Source organism: Methylophaga sp. F7, from assembly GCF_056863975.1.
The window spans coordinates 2286614-2302354 of sequence record NZ_CM166511.1 but is presented as its reverse complement, the minus strand read 5'-3'; the positions used below and the strand labels follow the sequence as shown (position 1 = coordinate 2302354).

General features: G+C 45.3%; 12 protein-coding genes. 8 read left to right on the top strand and 4 right to left on the bottom strand.

Going from position 1 to position 15741, the window contains the following annotated elements:
• Positions 1-4: 4 nt before the first annotated feature.
• The 3 genes from AC08OG_RS11515 to AC08OG_RS11505 form a co-directional block, all read right to left on the bottom strand.
• Positions 5-1108, bottom strand: coding sequence for a choice-of-anchor A family protein (locus AC08OG_RS11515; RefSeq protein WP_482929570.1), 1104 nt, complete (start codon positions 1106-1108; stop codon positions 5-7).
• 132 nt (positions 1109-1240) lie between these two features.
• Positions 1241-2545 (bottom strand): TRAP transporter large permease, encoded by a 1305-nt coding sequence (locus AC08OG_RS11510; RefSeq protein ID WP_292399956.1) that lies wholly within the window; start codon positions 2543-2545, stop codon positions 1241-1243.
• Positions 2545-3072: a TRAP transporter small permease subunit gene (locus AC08OG_RS11505; protein WP_292399953.1), complete on the bottom strand. Its 528-nt coding sequence runs from the start codon at positions 3070-3072 to the stop codon at positions 2545-2547. The genes AC08OG_RS11510 and AC08OG_RS11505 overlap by 1 nt, the downstream gene beginning before the upstream one ends.
• Before the next feature lie 167 nt (positions 3073-3239).
• On the opposite strand from AC08OG_RS11505, the gene AC08OG_RS11500 reads away from it, so the two are divergent.
• The 7 genes from AC08OG_RS11500 (at position 3240) to ccoG (ending at position 12197) form a co-directional block, all read left to right on the top strand.
• Positions 3240-3605, top strand: a complete 366-nt coding sequence (locus AC08OG_RS11500) for a DUF4389 domain-containing protein (protein WP_292399950.1) — start codon at positions 3240-3242, stop codon at positions 3603-3605.
• A gap of 28 nt (positions 3606-3633) precedes the next feature.
• Entirely contained in the window at positions 3634-4404 is a 771-nt protein-coding gene (gene yaaA, locus AC08OG_RS11495) for a peroxide stress protein YaaA (protein ID WP_292399947.1), read from the top strand.
• 34 nt (positions 4405-4438) lie between these two features.
• Positions 4439-5848 carry a diguanylate cyclase gene (locus tag AC08OG_RS11490; RefSeq protein ID WP_482929569.1) on the top strand — a complete coding sequence of 470 codons (1410 nt, stop codon included), beginning with the start codon at positions 4439-4441 and terminating at the stop codon, positions 5846-5848.
• Between the two features lies 1 nt (position 5849).
• Complete coding sequence (gene thpR, locus AC08OG_RS11485; RefSeq protein WP_318989398.1) at positions 5850-6398, top strand: RNA 2',3'-cyclic phosphodiesterase; 549 nt, start codon at positions 5850-5852, stop codon at positions 6396-6398.
• 73 nt (positions 6399-6471) lie between these two features.
• Positions 6472-9066 (top strand): EAL domain-containing protein, encoded by a 2595-nt coding sequence (locus tag AC08OG_RS11480; protein WP_482929568.1) that lies wholly within the window; start codon positions 6472-6474, stop codon positions 9064-9066.
• A 298-nt stretch (positions 9067-9364) separates the two neighbouring features.
• The gene (locus tag AC08OG_RS11475; protein ID WP_482929567.1) at positions 9365-10756 is read left to right on the top strand and encodes an aminotransferase-like domain-containing protein; all 1392 of its coding nucleotides are present in this window, start codon (positions 9365-9367) and stop codon (positions 10754-10756) included.
• Between the two features lie 19 nt (positions 10757-10775).
• Positions 10776-12197 (top strand): cytochrome c oxidase accessory protein CcoG, encoded by a 1422-nt coding sequence (gene ccoG / locus AC08OG_RS11470; RefSeq protein WP_482929566.1) that lies wholly within the window; start codon positions 10776-10778, stop codon positions 12195-12197.
• An 18-nt stretch (positions 12198-12215) separates the two neighbouring features.
• Here ccoG and AC08OG_RS11465 read toward each other — a convergent pair whose 3' ends face one another.
• The gene (locus AC08OG_RS11465) at positions 12216-13745 is read right to left on the bottom strand and encodes a bifunctional GNAT family N-acetyltransferase/carbon-nitrogen hydrolase family protein (RefSeq protein ID WP_292353805.1); all 1530 of its coding nucleotides are present in this window, start codon (positions 13743-13745) and stop codon (positions 12216-12218) included.
• A 159-nt stretch (positions 13746-13904) separates the two neighbouring features.
• On the opposite strand from AC08OG_RS11465, the gene AC08OG_RS11460 reads away from it, so the two are divergent.
• Positions 13905-15710: an SLC13 family permease gene (locus AC08OG_RS11460; protein ID WP_292399933.1), complete on the top strand. Its 1806-nt coding sequence runs from the start codon at positions 13905-13907 to the stop codon at positions 15708-15710.
• Positions 15711-15741: the final 31 nt, after the last annotated feature.

Here is a 15741-nt window from a genome sequence, read left to right as displayed (position 1 = left end):
TAAATTAAAGTGATTTTTTGCGATTACGACGAAGTGAGAAAAATCCAATCAAACCACTCAGAAACAAGGGCAATGCGGCTGGGACAGGAACTGCTGCCGGTGGGACGAAATTAGTAGGTTGAGAATGAATCTCACCATATTGTGTCAGGCTTTTAGCGGCTAGCGTGCCCTCAATATTATTACTATTCGTCACAGCTGCATTCAATGCCAGAATACTACCGCCGAATTGGCTGGCCAGATTGAGCTCGGTAGCATCAACAAAATTCCATAAAAACATCGAGCCGTAAAGGGTCGCTGCACTGGCCAGGAAGTTCGCTTTGATATCAAACTCGGTATTACCCCCACCAAATACATTAAACAGAATGCTTTGCGTGTTGGTCATGCTGAAATCAAACTCAAAGGCTTTATCGAAAAAACTACTTGCATCCGTGATGCTGAAGATTGCCAGCCCACTATTGTTACCGACGGCGTTAAAAGTGACTTTTCCCCCATTAATTCTATAGCCACTGTTTGCGTCAAGCCCGGATAACTGGTTAGAAAAATTGCTTAATACATTCATCGCATTTAAAGCTTGAGTTGCAGGTTCGAAGGGTGCGGTAACCGGTTGGTTTGATACGGTTCCGCCGCCATTGGCATTTGCCGAACCTGTCAGATTTCCGCCATAAATCGTATTACCGCCATTGGTGTTTACATTACCTGAAATATCACCAACAACTGAGGTGGAGCCGCTGCCGTTTGCATTATTTTGTAAGGATCCAGATACCGAACCAACAAAGGCATCGCCACCATCATTCAGTGTGACATTCCCGGCAATATTTCCACCTACATTAAGGCCTTTGCCTTTGGTTTGAACGTTGCCACTAACGTTTCCACCCACCGTCAGTGAGGGCACAGCAGCATTTGATGATTGATGCATGTTGTAAAGGCCGCCATTTACATTGCCCCCAATAAGAGCGTTTCCTTCGACCTCTGAGGTACTTGAGACATTGCCTGAAGTAATGAGGTTATATTGGTTGAGTAATGAAGTGGCGTCGACAGGGCTGGCATTTGCCATCTGACTGAAACTGATAAAAAAGAGACTGGCAAGGGTTAATTTAGAGACATGCACTTGGCTTATTCCTTTAAAGGATACATGGGAGTCGATTGTATGATATGGATATACAAAAAAATAAACAATTGGACTTTGGTACACCCTTAAAAGAGATAGCGTGAAAGATCAACAGGCCCTAGCAGTCAGGCTTTACCCCATCAAGTTTGGCAACCAAAGTGAGATGGCCGGGAAACTGATAAGCAGTGCAAGCACAATAATCTGAATACCGACAAACGGCATGATGCCTCTATAGATATCCATCAATTTCAAGGTGGGTGGTGCACTGGCTTTCAGATAAAACAGTGAAAAACCAAACGGCGGTGTCAGAAATGATGTTTGCAGGTTAATTGCAATTAGCAGAGCAAACCACAATGGGTCAATATTCAAATGGATTGCTACCGGTGCAATGATTGGCACCACAATAAAGCAGATTTCAATAAAATCGAGAAAAAAGCCCAGTATGAATATCAGTAACATACTGAGAACTAAAAACGTCCATTTACCTCCCGGCAGACCTGAAAAAATATCCAGAATCAATCCATCCCCACCCATGCCGACGAACACCAGCCCAAAAGCGGTGGCACCAATAAAGATTAAGAACACCATGCTGGTCAGACGAGCTGTTTTCTCCATAGCATCGCGAAGATTAGGCAGCGTCAATCGACGATGCAGAGCAGCCAGTATCAATGACCCCAGTGCACCCACCGCAGCGGATTCTGTGGGGGAGGCAATACCATAAAAAATGGAACCTAATACCGCTATTATGAGCAATAAGGGGGGTAGCAGACTCTTTAATACACTGATCCACAGCGCGGCCAGTTCCGGGTTATCATCCCGTACCGCTGGTGCCAGGTGTGGATGGCGCCATGCGACATAGACTATATATAAAATGTAAGCCAGAATCAGCATTATGCCTGGCACTACCGCACCGATAAATAATTCACCCACCGGTACGCCGATAACATCACCTAACAGGATCAGAATGATACTGGGCGGAATAATTTGTCCTAAGGTGCCGGAAGCGGCAATAGTGCCACTGGCTAAAGACGGGGCATAACCTCGTTTCAGCATCGATGGCAAAGCAATGACGGTCATGGTGACTACTGATGCGCCTACTACCCCGGTGGTAGCGGCTAACAAAGCACCCACCATGACAACGGATATTGCCAGCCCTCCGCGGATTCTCCCAAACACCCGGCCCATGGTATCGAGTAGTTCTTCTGCCACCCCGGATTTTTCCAGTATTACTCCCATAAAGACAAACAATGGCACCGCCAACAAGGTGAAGTTGGTCATGATGCCCCAGATGCGAAATGGCAACAGCTGGAAGAAGTCAAAACCCAGATAAATACTACCAAATAACAGCGAGATGGCACCGAGCACAAAGGCGACCGGATAGCCGGTCAGCAGTAACAGGATCAACAAGCCAAACATCAGTAATGCAATATATTCCATTACTTTTGCTCCTGATGATGTTGAATAATGCGGATATTACGAATTAACTCCGCCACAGCCTGAATCATTATCAATAGAAACCCCAGTAACAAAGCTGCTTTGAGAAGAAAACGATAGGGCAGGCCGCCTGGGTCAGGCGACCCCTCCTGATAGAGATAGGCATTGTAGGCAAATGGCCAGCTGCTGATCAGAATCAGCAGACAAAACGGCATCAGAAATAATATGATGCCTATGACATCAATCCAGGCGCGATGTATATCACTAAGCCGTTGACTGCGATAAAGGATATCTACCCGCACATGCGCATCGTGTTTGAGCGTATAAGCGCTACCAAGCAGGAATATCAATGCAAACAGATGCCATTCCAGTTCCTGTAAACCGACCGATCCCTGTTGAAACAGATAACGCATCATTACGTCGTAGCAGGTTAACAATACCAGCAGCAAAACCAACCAGCTGCAAAGTTTGCCAGTGTATTCAGTAAAACAGTTTATCGATGTTTCCAACGAGGCAAAGAATCGGTCCATGGTAGTCTGTCATCAACAAAATAAACGTTGAAGTTTCCCATAAAGCGGCCAATTGCTCCAGTAATTCGGCATTTGCAACATTAATTGAAATTTATTGCTCGACTTTCCGCAACAAGTTATGGAAGTGTTAAAGTGATATTGACCTATCCTCTACCAGGAGAAATGAAATGGATAATACGGAATTTAAAAACAGTGATGAAAAAAACCAACTGATACGCCTTTTATATATGTTGCTTTACGGTTTTGTGCTCTATCTGACGATGTCAGTATTAGCGATTGTGGTTATTGTACAGTTTGTCTTTGCATTATTTAGTGGCAGCGCCAATGATGCTATTCGAGGGTTTTCAAAAGACTTGTCACGCTTTATACAGCAAATTGTTTTATTCCTGACATACAATGATGAGAAAAAACCGTTCCCATTCAACCCACTATATGACGAGGTGGAAGTTGAAGCGGTGTATGATAACGACGATTATATTGCTGACTATGAAGACATCACTGACCGTGATGATCCTGATGCCCCTAAAAAATAAAATTGATTGATGGAATACTGAATTTCTTATGCTGACTGTAATTTCTCCGGCCAAGACACTTGATTTTGATACGCCTGTGTCTACTAATAAATACTCTGAACCTCGCTTTCTGGATCAATCACAACAATTGATTGAGCAACTGAAAAAGCTGTCTTCTCAGGAAATTGCCAATTTGATGAAGATCAGCGACAAACTTGCCGGTTTGAATATGGCGCGGTTTCAGCAATGGCAAACACCCTTTACCGAAGAAAATGCCAAACAGGCGATTCTGGCATTTAAAGGCGATGTATATACTGGACTGGCTGCTGAGACCCTGGATGAAAAGGGGCTGGACTTTGCACAGCAGCATTTACGAATACTCTCTGGTTTATATGGGGTGTTAAGACCCCTGGATTTAATGCAACCCTATCGTCTGGAAATGGGAACCCCGTTTCAGAATGATGCCGGCAGGGATCTTTACAGTTTTTGGGGAGATCAAATACGTCACTCTCTGGAGGCTGAACCAGCACTGAAAGATGGCGTGTTGATCAATTTAGCGTCAAATGAATACTTTAAGGCCGTCGATGCCAAAAAGCTCAAGGCGACTATTATTACCCCGGTTTTTAAAGATTGGAAAAACGGGCAGTACAAAATCATCAGTTTTTATGCCAAAAAGGCGCGTGGACTGATGAGTCGTTTTATTATTGACCAGCAAATTAACTCTCCGGAAAAACTCAAGCAATTTGACTCGGATGGCTATCGTTACAGTGAAGAAATGAGTCAAAAAAATGATTGGGTGTTTATCCGGGATAATAATTAACTAAAGTGAACTAAGGTCGGCAATGAAGCCAGGGATGGTTAAGAGAAACATACATACAATACTGATCTTGATTGGCTTTATGGCGGGGCATATTTCAGCCAACGCAGAAGTCGTTTTGACGAAAGCAGAACAGGCTTATCTCACCCAAAAACAAGTCATCAAGCTGTGTGTTGATCCTGACTGGCTGCCTTATGAAGGCATTGATGAGCGCGATAAGTTCACCGGTATCATGTCTGACTTTTATGCTTTATGGTCTGACAAAATCAATATGCCCATCCAACTGGTCAACACGGAAAGCTGGGAGCAATCCTTGCAATTTATACAGGATGGCAATTGCGATATTCTTGCCAGCGCGCAGGATGTGCCCAGTCGACGTGACTGGCTCAATGTCAGCAATCCCTTTATTTTTTATCCATTGGCTGTAGCCACTCAGCCCGATCATCAGTTTGTGGTGAAGTTTGAACAAATCCAACATCGTGATTTTGTGATGGTGGGGGGTTATGCGGGGGTCGAATTGTTGCGTAATCGTTATCCAGATATCAATATCACCACCGTAAGCACCTCACGAGAAGGGCTGAAAATGGTCGAAACCGGTAATGCCTATGGATTTATCGATACGGTACCGACCATTAATTATCAGATGCTTCGCTGGGGAATATCGCATCTGAAGATCAGCAATGTGCTGGATCTGCAATATGCAATGTCGGTGGGAGTGAGCACCCGTGAACCCCAGTTACTCGAAATTTTCAACAAGGCCATTGATGATACTTCAGAAGTTGAACGACAGCGTGTATTGAACAATTGGTTATCAATAGAGTTTCAGCAACATAATACGGCGTTATTCTGGCAATTACTGGTGGGCGTGTCGTTAGTGTTGTTAGTATTGGTTTATCGTTATCGGCAGGTCCATCACCATAATCGAAACCTGCGTAATCTGAATAATCAGTTAGAACAAATCTCGCGCCACGATCACCTGACCGGGTTAGCGAACCGTTATGCGTTACATGAACGGTTTAACGTGGAAATGGAAACTTCCAGCCAGACCAGACAGGTCTTTTCAATCATTTTGCTGGACGTTGATTTTTTTAAAACCATTAATGACGAGTACGGTCATGATATAGGCGATGAGGTTATCAAACAATTTGCTTCTCTGTTAATGTCCATGGTGCGTGAGAACGATATCGTTGGTCGTTGGGGCGGCGAGGAATTTCTCATTCTCTGCTCACAAACAACCAAAAATGGCGCTTTTCAGTTAGCTGATCAGATGCGGCATCAGGTGCAAAATTACAATTTCCCGGTAAATCAGCAAATTACTGCCAGTTTTGGATTAAGTGAGTATAGTCATGGCGAAACTATTGGTGATACGATTAAGCGAGCTGATGATGCGTTATATGATGCCAAGAAAAATGGTCGAAATCAGATTGTAATGGCGGACTCTGATTAATATGAATTCACAACAAAACACCCCGTTAACACCAGGCAGATATTTTTTCGCCTTGTCTCCAGATACTAGTTCACGGATGCAGATTCAGCACATTATGAAACGTCTGCCGGAAGATCCCTCGCTGAAATTACAAACCACCGCCAATTTACATCAGACATTGTTATTTCTCGGCCAACTAGACCAACAACAATTAGATGCACTGTTAAAACAGACTGACTCAATACGTTTCCCGGCAATAGATATGCAGTTTGATCACCTGTCATACTGGGATGGTCCAAAGATATTTTGCCTGACTAGTCGTGCTCCAAGCAGTGAATTGTATAACCTGGTGAACCAACTGGAGCATATCGCCAGTCAGGCAGATATTAAAGTCGATGTAAAACCTTACCTACCCCATATTACATTGGCGCGAAAAGCCAGTGAATCTCTAGACGTGCCCATTGCCCCAGTTAATTTTAAAGCAGAACAGCTGGTATTAATGAAATCAGTTTCCACCGATCATGGGCCGCAATACCAACCCGTAATGCATTGGCCTGTCACTGCAGATTGATTAATTATATTTGCTCAATGAGAGCACTATAATCTGGTATAAATGGTGCTCTATCCCGGCGGCTATTCCCATAATGAGTTCAAACACAAAACTAGCCAATTTATTCAGGTTTTTGGTGGTGTTATCTGCCATCCTATCCAGCGGCAAATTGTGGGCTGAGGAAACTGTTTTACGGGTGGGTGTTTATGAAAACCCACCCAAATTGGTGATGGACCCAAACGGACAGGTGAGTGGCATTCTGGGGGATCTTTTACAGGTTATTGCGTTAGAGGAAAACTGGAAGCTGGTTGCTGTACCCTGCTACTGGAATGATTGTCTGGAGCTTCTTGCTAAAGGGGAAATTGATTTATTACCTGATGTGGCAACCAGCTCAGAGCGAACTGAGTTTTATGATTTTCATAATACGGCTGCATTACTCAGCTGGTCGCAGATCTACGTAAATCGTGAACATAACCTCAGCAGTCTGTTGGAACTGGATGGTAAACGCCTGGCACTGCTCAAGGGCTCCATTCAATACGATTACCTTAGACAATTAGCTGAAAATTTCAATATTGATGTCACCTTTGTTGTTGTTGATACCCAACAGGCAGCATTCGCTGCTTTATCGGATGGCATTGCCGATGCTGTCACCGCTAATAATTTTATCAGTGAGCTTAAAGCGGCAGAACTGAATTTAAGACCAACGCCAGTGGTATTTCAACCGAGTCGATTATTTTTTGCTGTCCCCAAAAATAAACATGGAGAGGTGTTAAAAGCAATTGATAGCTACTTACAACAATGGCAGGCAGATGCCAATTCGCCGTACTTTACGGTCTTAAAAAAATGGAACAGCTCTACTAGCAAGATGACGATTCCAAAAGAAATCTGGTGGTTGCTTATTGCTTTGGTAGTCGGTTTTCTCAGTGCTTTAATGTTTTTGCTGTTGATGCGTCGCCGTGTAAAGGAAAAAAATATTTCTCTGCGTCAGACCCAACAAAATCTCAACGTGATTCTTGATAGTGTGGATGCTCATATTTACATCAAAGATCTGCAGTTACGCTATCAATATGTAAATAAAAATGTCTGCAAACTGATTGGGCTGGACGAAAAAGAGATTCTGGGTAAAACCGATGCCATTCTATTTGATCGGGATACCTGTAAAACGTTGCAGGAACATGATTTAAGGGTTATCAAACAAGGCGAACGGATTGTTGAAGAAGAAATAAATACCGTCCTTGGTTCAGATAAGCCCCAAACATTTTTATCGGTCAAACTACCATTGCGTCAGGAAGATGGCAGTATTTACGCTTTATGTGGGATTTCCACTGATATTACCGATTATCTGTTAATTCAAAAACAGCTTCGTAAACTGGCGTTATATGATTCTCTGACCGGTCTGGCCAACCGCCGATTGTTAATGGAGTTTCTGGAGGATTCGCTGGCAGAAGGCCACCAATCGGAAATGGAAGGTGCTTTACTAATTGTCGATCTGGACTCATTTAAAACCCTGAATGATACCTTGGGACATCACGCTGGAGATTTATTATTACAAGGCGTCGCAAAACGACTTCAGTCTCGATTATTGCCACATGATCTGGCTGCTCGATTGGGGTCGGATGAGTTTGTAATCGTCAAACCTAAAATGGGTAAAGCGCGGGGAGAAGTAGAAGCGCTTGTACAACAATACGCCGAGGAAATTCTGCTGGATTTTGTCATGCCATTTGCACTTGAACAAACTCAGTACATTGCTTCCGCAAGTCTGGGTATAGCATTGTTCTCCGATGCCGAGGGAGATGTTGAGCGTCTTTTACAGGAAGCTGATATGGCTTTGTACCGAGCCAAAGCCTCGGGCCGAAACAGTCTGAGATTCTTTGATCCGGTTATGCAGATGGAAGTTAATCGTCGCAGTCAATTGGAACGCAAATTAAGAGAAGCCATTGCTTCTCAGCAACTTGAATTGTATGTACAGCCTCAAATCAGCAGTGACCAGCAGTATGTTGGCATGGAGGCCCTACTTCGCTGGCATGATCCGGTTGAGGGCTTTATTTCACCGGTCGACTTTATCCCGGTTGCCGAATCCAGCGGCCTGATAATTCCTCTGGGCGCCTGGGTGTTAAGAGAGGCTTGTCAGATTTTGGCGCAGTGGGCGAAGCTACCTGAAATGCAAAATCTTACTTTATCGGTCAATATCAGCCCACGGCAGTTCCGACATATGCAGTTTATTGACTATATCGACAGTTGTCTGAAAGAGTTAGATGTCAATCCAAATCATTTGGAGCTTGAAATCACCGAGAGCCTTTTAATTGAAGATATTGATCAGACAATCGAGAGGATGAATGCCTTGCGCCAACGTGGTTTGCGTTTTGCACTTGATGATTTTGGCACCGGCTATGCGTCGTTAAGTTATCTAAAATTACTGCCACTGAATAAACTGAAAATCGATCAGTCATTTGTCCGGGATGTGCTGACCGATCCAAACGATGAAGCAATTGTCAGCACCATCATTGCGTTGGGACAAAGCCTGGATTTGGCGGTGATCGCTGAAGGAGTGGAAACCGAAGAGCAGGCAGTTCTGTTGGAAAAATTTGGCTGCCATGTTTATCAGGGCTATCACTTTGGCAGGCCTGCACCAGTGGCCGAGTGGCAACAAACTATTTCCGAAAAGCGTTTGGCCCTTAAACCTCATTAACTTTTTTAATCAATTGAGTTTCTTGCGCAACGCAAACTTATAAAATTCAAATCCGCTAACGGTGTTGTAAAAAATTGTATGGGTATTTTCGACAAATTTAGCGTTAACACGCTATTTTTCCATACAATATCATTTTTCCGTTCAATATTCCCATACATTGTCTTTTTTTGTATGTAAATAAAATTGTTTTTGTCCGGGAAAGTGCTTAGCCTGTAGCTTAAATGTTAGGGGCTGTTTATCTTTCATAGCCTCCAGCAGTGGTGGTGATGAAAGATAAATAGCCCCTAGGAATTTACCTATGCACTTGTGGAAAGCCCGAATCGAAACCGATGCTAAATCCAAATATCTTGGTATTGTGGAAGCGTTGGAAGCCGATATCTATTCTGGTTATGTCAAAGCCGGTGATCGTTTACCACCGCAACGCGCTGTGGCCGAAAGCTTAAATGTGGATCTGACCACCGTCACCCGTGCATTTAACGAAGCGCGCCGGCGTGGATTGATTGATGCGACCACCGGGCGTGGCAGTTATGTTCGACAGCATGTCGAAAGCAAACTTATTTCCCATATCTCTGAGTCTCGTCCATTGCTGGATTTGAGCATGAATAATCCCCCGCAGCCTGAGTCAGCCGGTTTACAGCAACATATTCCACAAGGTATTGCCCAGCTGATTTCCGGAGCCGACCGGGTATTACAGATGCATTATCAGGATAGTGCCGGGAACCCACATGATCGAAGTGCTGCCTCGGGCTGGCTAAATCAAACCATAACGAATGTCTCGGCAGAACGCACACTGATCACCGGTGGAGCACAGTCAGCTTTGTATGCCATTTTGCATTGTATGGCAAAACCCGGTGATATCATTGCTTGTGGTGAGTTTGTCTATCCCGGCCTGAAATCGGCTGCTGAACAGCTTGAACTGGTATTGCAGCCTTTAGCTATGGATGAACAAGGGGTACTTCCAGCGTCATTTGAAAAGGCATGTCGGGATCACAGAATCAAGGCAATTTATCTGGTGCCGACGATGGATAACCCGACAACTGCCACCATGTCATTAACCCGTCGGCAGCAAATCGTTGCCGTTGCCAACGAATATGACATCACGATTATTGAAGATGATCCTTATTCGCCGCTGCAGACGGAGGCCGTTAAAGCCTTAGTCGATTTAGCAGCTGATCGTACCTGGTATGTACGGACACTTTCCAAATGTATCACGCCCGCTTTGCGGCTGGCCTATGTGATTGCTCCCAGTAACTCACAGGCACTGGGCCTCGCTAATGTATTAAGAGCGATTAGCGTTATGGCATCTCCATTGATGGCTGCGCTGGTGACACGTTGGATTTACGATGGACGTATTAACCGGTTTGCTGAAGCCATTCGGGAAGAAAACCGTCTGCGTCAACAGATTGCCAGCCAATTATTAGCGGGAATGGACTTTTACAGTCATCAGGAAGGCCATCATATCTGGCTACAGCTCCCCAGTTGCTGGCAGGCCCAGGCCTTTGCTGAACAAGCCACCGTGCTGGGCGTATCGGTGGTGGCATGTAACAGTTTTGGTTTCACTGACAATCAGCGACAGGCCGTGCGCCTGTCGCTGGGATTGTCGCCGGATCATGCGACTTTGTCACAGGCATTAAGTATCTTGCGCGGATTATTAATTCAGCCCGCCACCACATCACATCACATCATTTGACCCCAGAGGTGAAATAATTATGACTGAACAACCTATTCACTTTATGGAAAAAAATGGCGATATCTATGAGGAAATGGCCGATTGGGATGTGAATGCCGGCGGCGAGAAAATTGTCGCAAAACGTATGTCAGGCCGGTTTCGTAACCTGAAATGGTTTGGTATGTCGGTTTGGCTGTTTTATTTTCTGGTGCCGTATATCCGCTGGGATGATAAACAGGCGGTATTACTGGATATTCCCAATCGTCAGTTTCATTTTTTTGAGCTGACGATTTTTCCGCAGGATATCTGGATGCTCTCACTGACGTTGTTGTTTTTTGCCATTTTGCTGGCGGCAGTTACCAGCGTTGCCGGACGGGTTTTCTGTGGTTACTTTTGTTTCCAGACAGTGTGGACCGATATCTATACATGGATTGAAGGCAAACTCGAAGGCAATACTCCTCAAAAACAATTACGTTTCAAACAAGCGCCATGGTCGGTCAGTAAACTACTGAGAAAAATCAGTAAACACACGCTATGGTTGGCTATCGCCTTGTTAACCGGGCTGACTTTTTCAGCCTGGTTCACTGATGCGTTTGAGTTGTGGCGTGATGTATTTAGTTTCCAGGCGCATATTGCGGTGTGGATTGCGATGGCAATCTTTACCACTTTTACCTATGTTTTTGCCGGGTTTATGCGTGAGCAGGTTTGTTTCTGGTTGTGTCCTTATGCCCGTTTACAGGGGGTTATGTATGACCAGAATACAATTTTGCCCGCTTATGATGCTGAGCGGGGCGAGCCACGAGGCAAACTGAAAAAAGGTGAGACCGACCCGAGTAAAGGCAGCTGCATAGATTGCAAACTTTGTGTCAATGTCTGTCCGACCGGCATTGATATTCGTAAAGGTCAGCAGGAAGGTTGTATTACCTGTGGTTTGTGTATTGATGCCTGCGATTCGGTAATGGATAAGATTAATGAACCCCGTGGTTTGATTCGTTATGCTTCCTATGCCGAGCTGCAAGGTCACAGCAAACCACAACCCTTGTACAAGCGTCCACGGGTGATTATTTACAGCTTGATCCTGCTGGCGTCACTGGGCGGTATAGCCTACGGCTTTTTATCCTTATCGGCCACCGACTTCAGTGTCAGACCGGACCGTCAGCCTTTATTTGTGCGCCTCAGTGATGGCTCGATACAGAACCGCTATACGGTGAAATTGCTCAACAAGCAGAATGTGCCGATTGAAGTGCAATATCAGATTGAAGGTCTGGAGGGGGCCAGTCTGCATGGGGTGCATGACTCTTATGTTTTAGAGCCCGCCAAAGTACTAACCGTGACTGCGCTGGTCCGGGTGCCGGAATCAGAGCTGCAAAGCGGCATCAGCCCGTTGACTTTTAATGTCGAGGTTATCGACGGACCGCAGTCCGATATTTCTTACCAGACTATCTTTATCGCACCCAAATAAAAGGGTGCGATAAGGTATTTAATCTTTTGGTTTGATAAACAGTTCGTAAAGATCGGCCCGGCGATCTTTCAGATTATTGACGGCACCTTCATTGCGTACCAGTTTGAGTTTTTCCAGATCCAGATCGGAAAACATGATCATCTCACTGTTAGGCGTGGTTTCAGCCATTATTGCATCATGGGGGAAGGCGAAGTCAGACGGTGAGAATACCGAGGATTGGGCATATTGGACATCCAGGTTTTCCACTTTCGGTAAGTTGCCAACACTACCGGTAATCGCAACATAACATTCATTTTCAATCGCTCTGGCGCGTGCACAATGGCGAACCCGCAAATAACTGTTTTTGGTATCAGTCCAGAATGGAACAAAAATAATATCAACTTCCTGATCAGCAGCAATACGGCCCAGTTCAGGAAATTCAATGTCATAGCAGATCATGATGGCAACACGACCGGCATCGGTTTCAAAAACCTGAAATTTATTGCCTCCTTCAATTACCCAGTCACGGCGCTCATGCGGGGTAATGTGAATTTTACGCTGTTCATCGACCCGGCCATCACGATGGCAAAGATAAGACACATTGTAGACCCGATCATTTTCCAGTAATGGCATTGAGCCGGTAATGATATTAATGTTGTAGCTGACCGCCATTTCCGACATTTCGTCGCGGAACTGTTCGGTAAAACTCGCCAGGTATCGGATTGCCCGAGTCTGATCCATTTGATCGGTCAGTCCCATTAATGGGGCATTGAAAAACTCGGGAAACAGGGCAAAGTCGCTTTTGTAATCCGACAATGCATCAACAAAGTATTCAACCTGTTTAAGCACTTCCTCAACCGAATGAAACTCACGCATCTGCCACTGCACGGCGCCCAGACGAACCTGAGTTTTTTTGACATCCAATAACGAAGTGGGTGGGGTGTAAAGAATATTGTTCCAATCCAGCAATGTGGCATGGCCCAGAGATTTCTCATCTTCCGGCAGATACTTATGCATCAACCGCATGACCTGAAAATCATTGGATAACTGGAAAGTCAGGATCGGATCATAAATCTCTTTTCGTGAAACTTGATCGATGTACTCTGCAGGTGAAAGCTTGTCAGCAAATTTATGGTAATTAGGGATCCGTCCACCGGCCAGAATAGCGCGTAAATTCATTGAACGGCATAATTCCTTACGCGCTTCATATAAACGACGCCCTAACCGATAACCCCGATATTCCGGATGAATAAATACATCCAGACCATACAACGAATCTCCTTTCGGGTTATGCCAGATTTTGTCATTTTTCAAGATTAAATCATCGTAGGTATGCGGATTGCTGAATCGCTCATAACTGACCATAACGGTTAATGCCACAGCAATCAGTTCACCCGAATCTTCAATGCAGATCTGTCCATCCTGAAACTGATTAATTAATCCTTCAATCGTGGGTTGCGGCCAGGCACCGCCGATGTCGTCGTATACTGTGTCCATCAGAATTTTGAGCTGATCGTAATCCTCCAGGGTCAGATTACGTAAATTCAGGTGCAGCTCTTCATGGGCCATAAATGCTCCGGGGTTCAATTTGTTTCAATGATGAAATATCGCATTGAGTCTAGCAGATGCAGACAGGCATGATCAGGGCTTAAGACTTTATTTTTACATTAACCCGTACTAACGTCGTTCTCGGCACAAGCTGTTATATTGCGGTTTAAAAGGAATCTTATGACCACTGATCAAATCATTATTTTTGCCGTGCTGGCAGCAACACTGGGCCTGTTTATCTGGGATAAGCTGCGCTATGACGTGGTGGCGGTGTTGGCCCTGTTAGCTGTTGCGTTAACCGGTCTGATTCCCGCAGATGATGTCTTTTCCGGCTTAGGACATCCAGCGGTGGTGACGGTGGCTGCGGTATTAATTCTTGGTCAGGCACTGGTTAATGCCGGTGTGGTCGATGTCATTGCTCGCCAGTTGACCCGAGTGGGCAGTCATCCAACCATTCAGATGGCCGCGCTTACCGTGACCGTGGCAGTTTGCTCCGGATTTATGAATAACGTCGGTGCATTGGCCTTACTAATGCCCGTGGCGATCTGGATGTCCCGGCAGAGCGGACATTCGCCATCAATGTTTTTGATGCCTCTGGCGTTTGGTTCGTTATTGGGTGGTTGTTTGACCCTGATTGGTACACCACCGAATATTATTATTGCCAGTTATCGTGCTCAAACAGATTCACCCGCATTCGGCATGTTTGATTTTTTACCTGTTGGCGCAGCAGTTACGATTGTCGGCGTGATTTTTTTGGTGCTATTTGGCCGTTTACTGACGCCTAAGCGTGAGGCCAGTAACAGTGAAGAAGAATTATTCGAGATCAGCAGTTATCTCTCAGAACTCACCGTGCCGGAACAATCTGATTATAGCGGACGCAGTCTGATGGATTTGGTCGCTGCAGTAGAAGATGAGGCTGATATCACGGTGTTGGCATTATTACGTGGTGAAGAGCGCTTTAATACACCTTCCATGTATAAAGTGTTACAGCAGGACGATGTGTTGTTGGTTGAAGCGGATTCCGACAGCCTGAAAGCGCTTACCGATGTCACGGGACTGAAGCTTATCGGCGATAAAACCAATGAGCAAACTGAAGAGCAAGCCGACGAGGCAGATTCGAGCAAAACCAAAGCTCTGGATTTGGCCGAAGCTATTCTGGCGCATGATTCGATTTTGGTTGGAAATACCTTAAGCAGTCTGTCAATCCGCCAACGTTACGGCGTCAATATTCTTGCTGTGGCACGTCGAGGTCATCAGCTCAAACAACGTTTGCATCAAATCCGCTTTGTCGCTGGCGATATTTTGCTGATGCAAGGTAATGAGGACGTGCTCAAATCAGTTATGGGAGAGCTGGGTTGTCTGCCCTTGGCATCGCGAGGCTTACGTCTTGGGCAACCGCGGAAAGTGGCCATAGCTTCGCTCATTTTTATCGGCGTAATTCTGTTGATTATGTTTGATGCTGTTTCCACTGCAACGGCAATGGTGGCAGGGGTGGTGGCGATGTTTTTTGCGGGTTTATTGCCGATTGCAAAGTTATACAAAAGTCTGGATTTGCCGGTGATTGTGCTGCTGGCGGCGATGTTGCCAGTGGGTCAGGCATTGGAAACAACGGGGGGATCAGAGTTAATTGCCACTTTATTACTTAATATGTCGGAGTCCACGCCACCGGCAATGACGTTGGTGATCCTGATGGTGGCAACAATGTTACTGTCGAATATTATCAATAATGCCGCGGCGGCGATATTGGCCGCACCAATTGCCTTGAGTGTGGCCAGCGGCATGGATGTTTCGGCAGACCCGTTATTGATGGCCGTGGCGATTGGTGCCTCTTGTGCTTTTTTGACTCCGATTGCTCATCAATCCAACACATTGGTCATGGAGCCCGGTGGTTATAACTTTACTGACTACTGGAAGCTTGGTTTACCGTTATCTATTTTGGTGATTCTGACAGCCTTACCGGTAATATTGTGGGTTTGGCCCCTGTAAACTTGTTTTAATAGAACGCTCCACTAATTTT

Coding starts and splice junctions, on each gene's coding strand:
- AC08OG_RS11465 (WP_292353805.1), bottom strand. CDS start 13,745: ATGGCCCATGAAGAGCTGCACCTGAATTTACGTAATCTGACCCTGGAG.
- AC08OG_RS11505 (WP_292399953.1), bottom strand. CDS start 3,072: ATGGACCGATTCTTTGCCTCGTTGGAAACATCGATAAACTGTTTTACT.
- thpR (WP_318989398.1), top strand. CDS start 5,850: ATGAATTCACAACAAAACACCCCGTTAACACCAGGCAGATATTTTTTC.
- yaaA (WP_292399947.1), top strand. CDS start 3,634: ATGCTGACTGTAATTTCTCCGGCCAAGACACTTGATTTTGATACGCCT.
- AC08OG_RS11500 (WP_292399950.1), top strand. CDS start 3,240: ATGGATAATACGGAATTTAAAAACAGTGATGAAAAAAACCAACTGATA.
- AC08OG_RS11510 (WP_292399956.1), bottom strand. CDS start 2,545: ATGGAATATATTGCATTACTGATGTTTGGCTTGTTGATCCTGTTACTG.
- AC08OG_RS11480 (WP_482929568.1), top strand. CDS start 6,472: ATGAGTTCAAACACAAAACTAGCCAATTTATTCAGGTTTTTGGTGGTG.
- AC08OG_RS11460 (WP_292399933.1), top strand. CDS start 13,905: ATGACCACTGATCAAATCATTATTTTTGCCGTGCTGGCAGCAACACTG.
- ccoG (WP_482929566.1), top strand. CDS start 10,776: ATGACTGAACAACCTATTCACTTTATGGAAAAAAATGGCGATATCTAT.
- AC08OG_RS11475 (WP_482929567.1), top strand. CDS start 9,365: ATGCACTTGTGGAAAGCCCGAATCGAAACCGATGCTAAATCCAAATAT.
- AC08OG_RS11490 (WP_482929569.1), top strand. CDS start 4,439: ATGGTTAAGAGAAACATACATACAATACTGATCTTGATTGGCTTTATG.